We start from the raw sequence: 10112 nt of genomic DNA on the forward strand, positions 1-10112 counted from the left end.
CAGAAACTTATAAATTGTTCAAGAAAAATCATTCTTTTTCAAACGAAGGTTTGTTGAAGATTGAAAAGATAGAGGTCCATGCAAATAAGTCCAAATAGGTGGTTTGATAAAAGGTAATCGCTTACTTTCTTTCTCATCCAAACGAAACTGGCGATAAATATGTGCTATAGGAGAAGAGAGGGCTGATCTATTGCCTAAAGGACGATCAATAATTGCAATAGGAAGCGTAGAGACGATATCACGCCATCGATACCAATGATGAATCGTTGTAAAACTATCTGCCCCCATAATCCATACAAAATTTACATCACTGTAATGGGTAAGAATGTGAAAAATCGTATCTACTGATACTTGGCTCCTTATAGTTTGTTCAAAAGCTGTTAAGCGAATTTTCGGATGATCAATAAGTTTAAAACTTAATCGCATTCTCTCTTCTAAAGGGAGTAACTGTGTACAATCCTTTAAAGGATTTCCTGGAGTGACCATCCACCATAACTGATCAAGATGCAAACGCCGAATGGCAATTTTTGCAACAAGAAGATGCCCCGCATGCGGTGGATTAAAGGAACCACCAAAAAGACCCACAACATTGGATCTTTCAACATGTGGCATACGATTTTTCCATGGAAAAAATGGATTTTTCAAGCTCTAACCTGACCACTTCCTTTAACATGATATTGAAATGATGTTAACTGTTCAACACCGATAGGACCACGTGCATGCATTTTTCCTGTTGCGATACCAATTTCCATTCCAAAACCAAATTCACCTCCATCAGCAAATTGTGTAGACGCATTGTGCAATAAAATAGCTGAATCTAAATGATTAAAAAAACTCTTCACCACTTCCATATCTTCAGCAATAATCGATTCCGTATGTCCTGATGAATAACGCTTAATATGAGAAATGGCTCCCTCAACCCCTTCAACGGTTTTAACAGAAAGAATAGCGTCAAGATATTCATATGACCAGTCTTCTTCAGAAGCTAATTTTACATCTGGCATAAGACATGCAATATCTTCCGTAGCACGAATTTCACACCCTTTCTCTTGTAAAGCCGTCAAAACAGGAAGAAACTTTTTTAATGCCTGTCTGTCAATGAGAACTGTTTCAACAGCACCGCATACCCCTGTCCGCCGCAACTTCGCATTTAAAACAATATTGCGAGCCATATCCACATCTGCTGATTTATCAATATAAATATGACAAAGCCCCTCTAAATGAGAAAAAACTGGAACACGTGCATCAGACTGCACACGCGCAACAAGACTCTTTCCACCACGTGGCACGATCACATCAATTGCTCCACCCAATCCTTTGAGCATCTCTCCAACAGCAGCACGATCTGTTGTTCCAACCATTTGAATTGCATCTTTCGGTAAACCAGAACGTTCTAAACCTTTTACCAACGCACAATGAAGAGCATGTGAAGAGTGAAAACTATCCGAACCACCACGCAAAATCGCAGCACTGCCTGCTTTTAAACATAAAGCACTCGCATCAACAGTAACATTTGGGCGACTTTCATAGATAATACCAATCACACCAAGAGGTGTCCGTACACGACTTATATGAAGCCCATTAGGGCGTGTCCACGCGCTCATGACCTGCCCAACAGGATCAGACAAACGAGCAACTTGGCGAACACTGTCTATCATTGCCCTCAAACGCAATTCATCTAATTTGAGCCGATCAACCATTGCGGCTTTCAAATTATTCTGAGCAGCCTTCTCTAAATCTAGACAATTCGCCCGAAAAATTTCATCTGAGTAAGACTCTAGACTTAAAGCGATCATTTCCAACGCATTGTTCTTTTGCTCAGAAGAAGCAACGGCTAACGCTGCAGCGGCATAGCGTGCTTTATGCCCCATATCTCTCATTTGTTCTTCTAAAGTCATTGCACCATCCATTTTGCCAAAACAATCAAAACAAAACAACTTTTTTAAACGAAACTCGTGATGCAGCGTAAAATCATATCATTACGGTGCACCATCGCAGAACGTGCCTCATACCCAAGTATCGATTCAATTTCTTCGCTTTTATGTCCCATAATACGGACAGCTTCATCTTTGTCATAGCTTACAAGTCCACGCGCAATCTCAACCCCATTTGTATCAACAATAGCCACCGTATCCCCACGATTGAAATTTCCCTCAACGACAATAACCCCTGCTGCTAATAATGACTTTCCTGTTTCAAGAGCCTTAATGGCTCCTTGATCAATCGTCAAAATACCAGACGGATCTAAATGACCAGAAATCCATGTTTTCCAAGCATTGACAGATTTCTCACCGGCCGCAAAAAAAGTCTTGCGTTCACCTTTATCAATCGCCGCAAGAGGGTTCATACGTTTGCCTGAAGTGATAATCATCGCCGTTCCAGCAGCATTCGCTATCTTTCCAGCATCAAGTTTAGTCTTCATTCCTCCTCGTGAAAACTCTGAAGTAGCACCATCTGCCATTTTTTCGATATCATGCGTAATGGATGCCACAAAAGGAATAAATTCAGCTGTCGGATCACAATGGGGAGACTTTGTATAAAGACCATCAATATCAGATAAAAGTATTAAAAGATCTGCCCCCATCATTGTTGCCACGCGTGCAGCTAAACGATCATTATCACCATAACGAATTTCATTTGTCGCGACAGTATCATTCTCATTAATAACAGGCACTGCTCCAAAACGTAAAAGTACATTTATCGTTGCACGTGCATTAAGATAACGCCTTCGCTCTTCCGTATCAAATAAAGTGAGCAAAATTTGACCTGTTTTGAGCCCATATTGTGCGAGTGCATCACCATAGGTTTTCGCTAATTCAATTTGCCCCAACGCAGCACATGCCTGACTTTCTTCCAGTTTCAAAGCTCCTTTAGGAAGCTGTAGCAATGTCCTTCCTAAAGCAATAGCGCCTGAAGACACCAATAATATCTCTACGCCTCCTTTGTGCAATTCAACAACATCATGGATCAAGCTTTTAAGCCATTCAACGCGTAAACCTGTCTGAGGATCAACCAAAAGTGCAGATCCAACCTTGACCACGATACGTTTATAGTGTGTGAGTTTTTGCAATCCAACAGCCATCTCAATCAATCCTGCTATCCCCAACGATCTCCTCTTTACGTGACATTTCAATAATGTGTGCACCAGCCCGCAGCACATTTTCTAAACCTTCGCGGCTAACCGCAGAAAACATCATAACAGGTTGCCCCGCTACTCTTTGCAAAGCTTCCTGTTTAGCTTTACGCTCTTCAATCGTGAGCGTATCTATCTGGCTTAAAGCAACAATTTCAATCTTATCACTGAGACTATGTCCATATGCTTCGAGTTCATGACGCACAATTTGATATGCTTTTGCCACATCTTCTTCTTGAGCAGAAATCAAATGAAGGAGTACACGACAACGCTCCACATGCCCTAAAAAACGATCTCCAATTCCAACCCCTTCATGAGCTCCTTCGATTAACCCTGGAATATCAGCCAAAACAAATTCACGACCATCAATCCGTACAACACCAAGATGAGGATAAAGAGTAGTAAAAGGATAATCAGCAACTTTTGGTTTTGCAGCCGTTACAGAAGCTAAAAAAGTTGATTTTCCAGCATTGGGTAAACCAACAAGTCCCGCATCAGCAATTAACTTTAAACGAAGCCATATTGCACGCTCCTCTCCAGCTAAACCTGGATTTGCACGGCGCGGTGCCCGATTTGTCGATGTTGTAAAATGAAGATTGCCAAAACCGCCATTCCCTCCTTTTGCAAGGCGATAGCGCTGTCCCACTTGCGTTAAATCACAGATTAACGTTGTATTATCTTCTTCAAAAATTTGTGTCCCAACCGGAACTTTAAGGATGACATCATCACCCTTTTCACCCGTCATATTACGCCCCTTGCCATGCCCTCCTGTTTTTGCTTTAAAATGTTGTTGGTAGCGATAATCAATCAGTGTATTAAGTCCATCAACAACAAGAGCCCAAACATCACCACCCCGCCCTCCATTCCCTCCATCAGGTCCCCCAAATTCTATGAATTTTTCACGACGAAATGATACAGCTCCAGAACCTCCATTCCCAGAACGAATATAAACTTTAGCTTGATCAAGAAATTTCATTGGAAGCACTCACTGAGGAATCAATCTCTCTACCTCTATAGGCAATACATTAATTTTACCAGTTTTTCATCATTGATAACAGAAAAACTGCCCCTCGCTGATAACTCTTTGGGAAAAAAACATCACAATTTAAATAGGTTAAGTAAGGTTTAAGTCTTCTTAAAAGAAGGCCCTATTCTTGTATTTTTGTTTTTCCCTTAAATTCAAGTGCTAAAAGATAAAGCTCAACTGATTCTGATCGGCTTGCGGGTGGTTTAACATGATAGACTTTTTTAAAATGCTGTTTTAATGCTGCGAGAAGCGTATTTTCTGCTCCTCCTTGAAACGCCTTTGCTAAAAAATGTCCCCCAGGCTTGAGAACCGAAAGAGCAAAATCAGCTGCAACTTCGCATAAATAAATCGTTCTTAAATGATCCGTCTGACGATGACCTGTTGTTGATGCAGCCATATCAGAAAGAACCACATCCGGTTTTGTCCCTAAAGTTTCAATTAATTTCTGCGGTGCATCTGTATGCAAAAAATCCATTTCCAACATCGCAACTCTAGGTAATGGATCCACATGCAAATAATCAATACCAACGACACTAGGCTTTTCATCACTTGACCCTACGATACGCTCAGCCACCTGACACCAGCCTCCCGGCGCTGCCCCTAGATCAATAACCTTTTGACCTTTTTTCAAAAACTTATAACGCTCATTAATTTCAATGAGTTTATAAGCTGCACGCGAACGATAACCATCTACTTTCGACTGATGTACATAAGGATCATTCAAGTGCCTTTCTAACCATCGCCGTGACGAAGCCTTAATGGTCCCAGCTTTCTTTTTGACACGCTGATATAATTCATGGGATCCTGAACCTCCATAACCACCCGTTGGTTTTTTTGTCGTTTTTTTCATCGTTATTCATTGTCTCCACATGTAATTCTCTAACGCTTGAAATCTCTGCTCTTTCTACGACGACACCACACACCATCGCGTAACATCAATTCTATCAAAATTCCTTCCCTTAATCCACGATCAGCAACTCTTAAACGCTGACTTGGCCAAACTTCTCGAATAACATCTAAAATGGCACAACCAGCTAAAACTAAATATGCTCTCTCTTTCCCAATAAAAGGATTTATGACACGTTTTTCTATATCCCATGACAATAAGCGTTTTGTCATAAGAGTAATGTCTGCGTCATTCATCCAAATGCCATCCACCTTCCTCCTATCATAACGCTCTAAATTAAGATACATCCCCGCTAACGTTGTAACTGTACCAGAGGTTCCCAAAAGATGAAACTTCGATCCTTGCGCTAACTTTCCTAATTTATGACGATCTGAAAAATTATTTAATAACCCTCGCACATAATTTTTCATTTTTTCAAAATCTTCTAAACTAATGTTATTCCCTCCAAAACGTTCAGCAAGTGTAACAACACCGACAGGAAGAGAAGTCCAAGCGGTAATTTGTCTCGCTAAACGAAAAGAACGCTTTTGAGAAACATCAAGGAGAACAATTTCTGATGACCCTCCTCCAATATCAAAAAGCACAATTGCTTCAGTGTTTGGTTCAACAAGTGTACTACATCCTGTAACAGCAAAACGTGCTTCTGTTTTCCGATCAACAATTTCCAATTCAAGACCTGTCTCATCCAAAACACGCTGAATAAAATGTCCACCATTTTTTGCTGAACGACAAGCTTCCGTTGCAATCAAACGATAACGCTTAATATGCCTTTGTTTTAGCTTTACATAGCAAATCTTTAATGCCTCAATTGCACGATCCATAGCTTGAGTATTAAGAAAACCATTATTTATTAAACCTTCTCCCAATCGTACAATGCGTGAAAAAGCATCAACAACACGGAAATATCCAGGTTTACTAGGAGATGCAATAAGAAGACGACAATTATTCGTTCCCAAATCAAGAGCCGCATAAAGAGGTGGAGACTTTACTTGAGAACGCCGTCGAAGAAAAGGTGCTTGACGTTTTTTTGGTTTTTGAGCACCTATCATTGTCTGACTATGAAACTCAAAAGCTGTCTTAGATTGGATCAAAAACTGTTTCTGTTTACAATATTTTTTTCTCTCTTGTCTCTTTATATCAACAAGGATAGAGCATGGCTCTGTTCGTAACAATGCAGAATGATTATTTTTATTATTCCCACACTGATCGTACAGCTGATTTGCTTCGGTATCGTATGATTCTCCTTGTTTTGACTCTTTCGAAGCATAATTTAATGGGGTCATTTTTCTTATTCCTTGAGCGTTTCCCCCAATAAATAAACGCGAAAACTCTTCTTCTCATTCCTAAATAAAGCAACAATGCAGCATCAAATGATAAAATACAAAAAACATTCTTTCTTTTCTTATTATCAAAATGTTCTACGCTAATATCATTTCAGATTTTTTATAATCTTTTGGTTGTTTCCGTAAAGTTATGTTTTTTAGGCGCCATTTTGTATCTTTAACATGTTTAAACATATAGATTTTTCCTTAAACAATCATTTTTAGCCCACCTTTTAGACCACCTTAATTTTTTGATTTGAACATAAAAAACTATACACATCAATACGCTCTTACACATATTTATATACTTTGAATCTTGTTGATAAACCCCAGCCAGCCTCTTTTGAACTTAAAACTATAAATTAATCGTTTGCGTTCACATAAATTTTGTATATTATACTCCTTTTATACCATTTATACAGAGCATACTCTAATTGTAACAAACCAGCACTATCATACTCTTTGCTAACATTTAAGGTTGCAATAACCTATATATTTAAATAGGTTATAAGAAAAAATTTACTTTTTTCTTCAATAGTTTTATCAACACATGAGCCTTGTTTGTTCTATTCAACGAAATAGTTTTGATTATACTGGAGTAAAAATTCCATGGTCCTACAAAATGAAATTCCAATAGCTGTTATCACATGAATAGAAAAAAAACTATCGCTCAAAAAATTCTCTATAATTATAGATTTATCTATTATTATAAAACTTCAATTGAAAAATGTTAGTGCTTAATCAGATCACTATAAAAATCCGTATGGAGTTTAAAAAAGGAACTTAACCTCATCCCTATTGTGAGAATAGCCATATTTTTATTTATTTAAAATTGAGTATTTCTAATATTTTTTTCTTCTAACAACCAACGTAATCATTTTTTAGGCTTTGTGGAAAATTCTAATTTAATTTTTTATTATATAAATAACTTATCGTGAATTTAACTTCTTAAAATGCTCACTCTTGCGAATAAATCAGCTCCCTGTCATATCACACGAAACTTCTTACTTATTTTACATTATCATTAACATTAAAAAATACAATATGACGATTTATGATAAAACAGCTCTTAATTAAAATATTTGATGGATTGCTAACGGCGCAAAGAATTAAGCGCTGTGTTTAACCCTTTAAATGGTACAGTAAAAGAAAATACCTTTCCTTCTTTAATCTTATAGGAAATACGTACTTTATTATTCTGCTCTATTTGTTTAGTCAAAACTGGACCTACAGGTGATTGTGCCAAACAAACCTTTTCATTACACTGCGTATAATGAATAAGAACAGGTTTTTTTACACCTTTCACAAACATTTGAATCGGAACATTTATATCAGAATTTGGCAATGTTCGAAAAAGCATCACAGCTTGTCCATTTGTCGTAGAAACAAGAGACCAACTAAAAATGGTATTTCCTTCCTGATCATGAACAGTCTGTGTCACATTACATATACCTTGCTTAAGCTTAAGCTTTTGTTTTTCGTCACAAATTAAAGTCCAGTCATAAAACTGCATAATAATTCGACGTGTTTCACCTGGTTCTCCCCTAGGTATCGATAAGTGCGGTGGATGAATTGTATAAATACTATTATTCTCATTAGCAAAGCCTTCGCCCTTGCCTAGTAAGGCAAGAGCAAACAGAATCTTCACGAACATACTTTTCTTTTTTATTATCATCTCAACCTCAGAGTAATCCCCGCACCTATGCCCCAATGTCCTCCAGCACTTGTAATAGATACATTCGAACGAATATTTCCATCTTCAGACGTATAACCAGCCCCAACAGCAAAGGCAGATTGGCTGCGCCACAAACCACTACCAAATGAGACACTTACAGATCCTGGTATGTCATAGTAACGTAAGTTAGACACAGCCAATCCAATAGCCGCAGCCTGTCTTGCTTCCTTCCGAACATCCTCAATGGCATAATTTAACGTCTCAAACTTCATATCCGTATAGGATTTCGCCTCATTAATACCATTGTCGACAAGACTACTTACTTGTTCATCCGTATATTTCTTCGCATCATCAAGAACAAGTTTCATCTGCTCTTCTGTATAATCATGCAACTGACCGCCATTAACCGCTTCATGAGAACCTTTCTCGATCTTACCATCTCCCACATTGTCTATTAATACCGGTGCACTTTCATCGCCCCCTACCAAGGTGATGCTATTGCTCTTCTTACCATCCGCTCCTTTGTCATAGTTAACTGCTCCATCGGTCACGGCCGTTTCAATATCTTTTACATGTTGACCTATCGTATCTACCTTCTTCTCAACCGATTCTACCTTCTGATTTGTTTCCCAAAGCTGACCACCATTAACAACATCTGTCGAGCCTTTTTCTACCTGACCATCGGAAACATTCGTTATCTTACTCGATTCTCCTTTATGACTCGCATCATAGGCGCCCTTGTCTTCATTCCAATTCAAGCCATTCGTATCAAGATTGCTCGCAACCTCCGTAATACGATCATTCATACTCGCCATACCCTCACTAACGCCATCAAAGGCACCCGCTACATCATTATAAACCTTCTTATCTGATGAAACGCCATCTCTATTGAATTGTGCAACCTTGAATTCAGGCGCCTTCCATTGGCCTCCTTCATAGCTCGCACCACCTCCTAAATACAGCGCTAGCGTCTGATTGAGAGAATAAAGCTGATTACCCGTAATCGCTTCGGTGGAACCTTCTGAAATGTCACCATCTAAAAGTGACTTCAATTTACTCTTGCTTCTTTGAGTTCCTTTTCCATGAAGCGCTACAAAAGCTCTATCTTCATCACTCCACAACAAGGCATTCTGCTCAATATTGTCGGAAATGGTATTATGAAGCTGCGTAAATGAAGCATTCATACCCGCAAAGGCAGCTGCAACATTATTATAGCTCTTCTCTTCTGAACTGCCATCAGAATTAAAGCTTGTAAATGTGAAAGTAGGCGCGGTCCATTGTCCTTCTTCATATTTCGCACCACCTCCAAAATACGTCGCTAGCGTCTGATTTAAAGAATAAAGCTGACCACCATTCACAGCCTCTGTTGAGCCTTCTGAAACTGTTGCTGCTTTTACGCCAGAAAGACTACGCAATGCACCTTCACTGTTTGCAATGCTGATTTCTGTTCCTTCTTTCTCTGAACCAATGCGGATAACCTTACTGTCAGAATCCTGCTTGACAAGACTATCATTAACAACTTGGCTAATCTCATTCTTAAGCTCATTATGAAGATTGGTGAAAGAAGTCCCTACACCAGCAAAGGCTTTTGCTACATTATCATAGCTTTGCTCTTCAACACCACTACCATCCTCGTTGACTGTCTGAACCTTAAAAGTAGGCGCTTTCCATTGGCCTTCTTTATATTCAGCACCGCCACCAAGCGATTTTGCTATATCCGTAGCCGCTGTTTGCAAATTATCAGATACAGAACTCACATGTTGATTGGTAGCAAAAAGCTGGGAACCATTAACCGCATCACTCGATTCTGCCGAAAGCGTTCCTGCCTTCACACCTGAAAGCGTCCGTGAGGCACCATCAATATTGGCAAAATTAACTTCAGTACCGTTCTTTTCTCCTCCTACATGAATAACATGTGTCTGAGCATCTTGCTTAACAAGACTGTCCCCCACAACTTGGTTAATAGCTTTGTTAAGCTCATTTTTAATATTCGTGAAAGATATACCAACTCCAGCAAACGCTGCTGCAACATCATTGTATTCTTTCGT

At 39.0% G+C, this 10112-nt stretch carries 8 protein-coding genes; all 8 read right to left on the bottom strand.

Features of this window, described 5'->3' with window-relative positions; translation table 11 throughout:
- Positions 1–18: 18 nt before the first annotated feature.
- Complete coding sequence (locus tag FNZ60_RS01320; protein WP_142415963.1) at positions 19–612, bottom strand: nicotinate-nucleotide adenylyltransferase; 594 nt, start codon at positions 610–612, stop codon at positions 19–21.
- Positions 613–641: 29 nt separating this feature from the next.
- A complete protein-coding gene (locus tag FNZ60_RS01325) occupies positions 642–1898 on the bottom strand; it encodes a glutamate-5-semialdehyde dehydrogenase (protein ID WP_142415964.1) in 1257 nt (418 codons plus the stop codon).
- Positions 1899–1942: 44 nt separating this feature from the next.
- Positions 1943–3082, bottom strand: a complete 1140-nt coding sequence (gene proB / locus FNZ60_RS01330) for a glutamate 5-kinase (RefSeq protein ID WP_142415969.1) — start codon at positions 3080–3082, stop codon at positions 1943–1945.
- 1 nt (position 3083) lies between these two features.
- On the bottom strand, positions 3084–4109 hold the full coding sequence (obgE, locus tag FNZ60_RS01335) for a GTPase ObgE (protein ID WP_142415965.1): 1026 nt from the start codon (positions 4107–4109) through the stop codon (positions 3084–3086).
- A 172-nt stretch (positions 4110–4281) separates the two neighbouring features.
- Positions 4282–5010, bottom strand: a complete 729-nt coding sequence (locus FNZ60_RS01340; protein WP_142415966.1) for an RlmE family RNA methyltransferase — start codon at positions 5008–5010, stop codon at positions 4282–4284.
- Positions 5011–5039: 29 nt separating this feature from the next.
- Positions 5040–6350 carry a Ppx/GppA phosphatase family protein gene (locus FNZ60_RS01345; protein WP_142415967.1) on the bottom strand — a complete coding sequence of 437 codons (1311 nt, stop codon included), beginning with the start codon at positions 6348–6350 and terminating at the stop codon, positions 5040–5042.
- A 1132-nt stretch (positions 6351–7482) separates the two neighbouring features.
- Positions 7483–8043: an invasion associated locus B family protein gene (locus tag FNZ60_RS01350; protein ID WP_185913396.1), complete on the bottom strand. Its 561-nt coding sequence runs from the start codon at positions 8041–8043 to the stop codon at positions 7483–7485.
- 17 nt (positions 8044–8060) lie between these two features.
- Positions 8061–10112, bottom strand: a 2052-nt coding sequence (locus FNZ60_RS01355; protein ID WP_185913398.1) for a Vomp family autotransporter, incomplete at its 5' end; no start/stop codon positions are given.

The sequence above is a fragment of the Bartonella massiliensis genome, assembly GCF_902150025.1.
Lineage (GTDB): Bacteria > Pseudomonadota > Alphaproteobacteria > Rhizobiales > Rhizobiaceae > Bartonella > Bartonella massiliensis.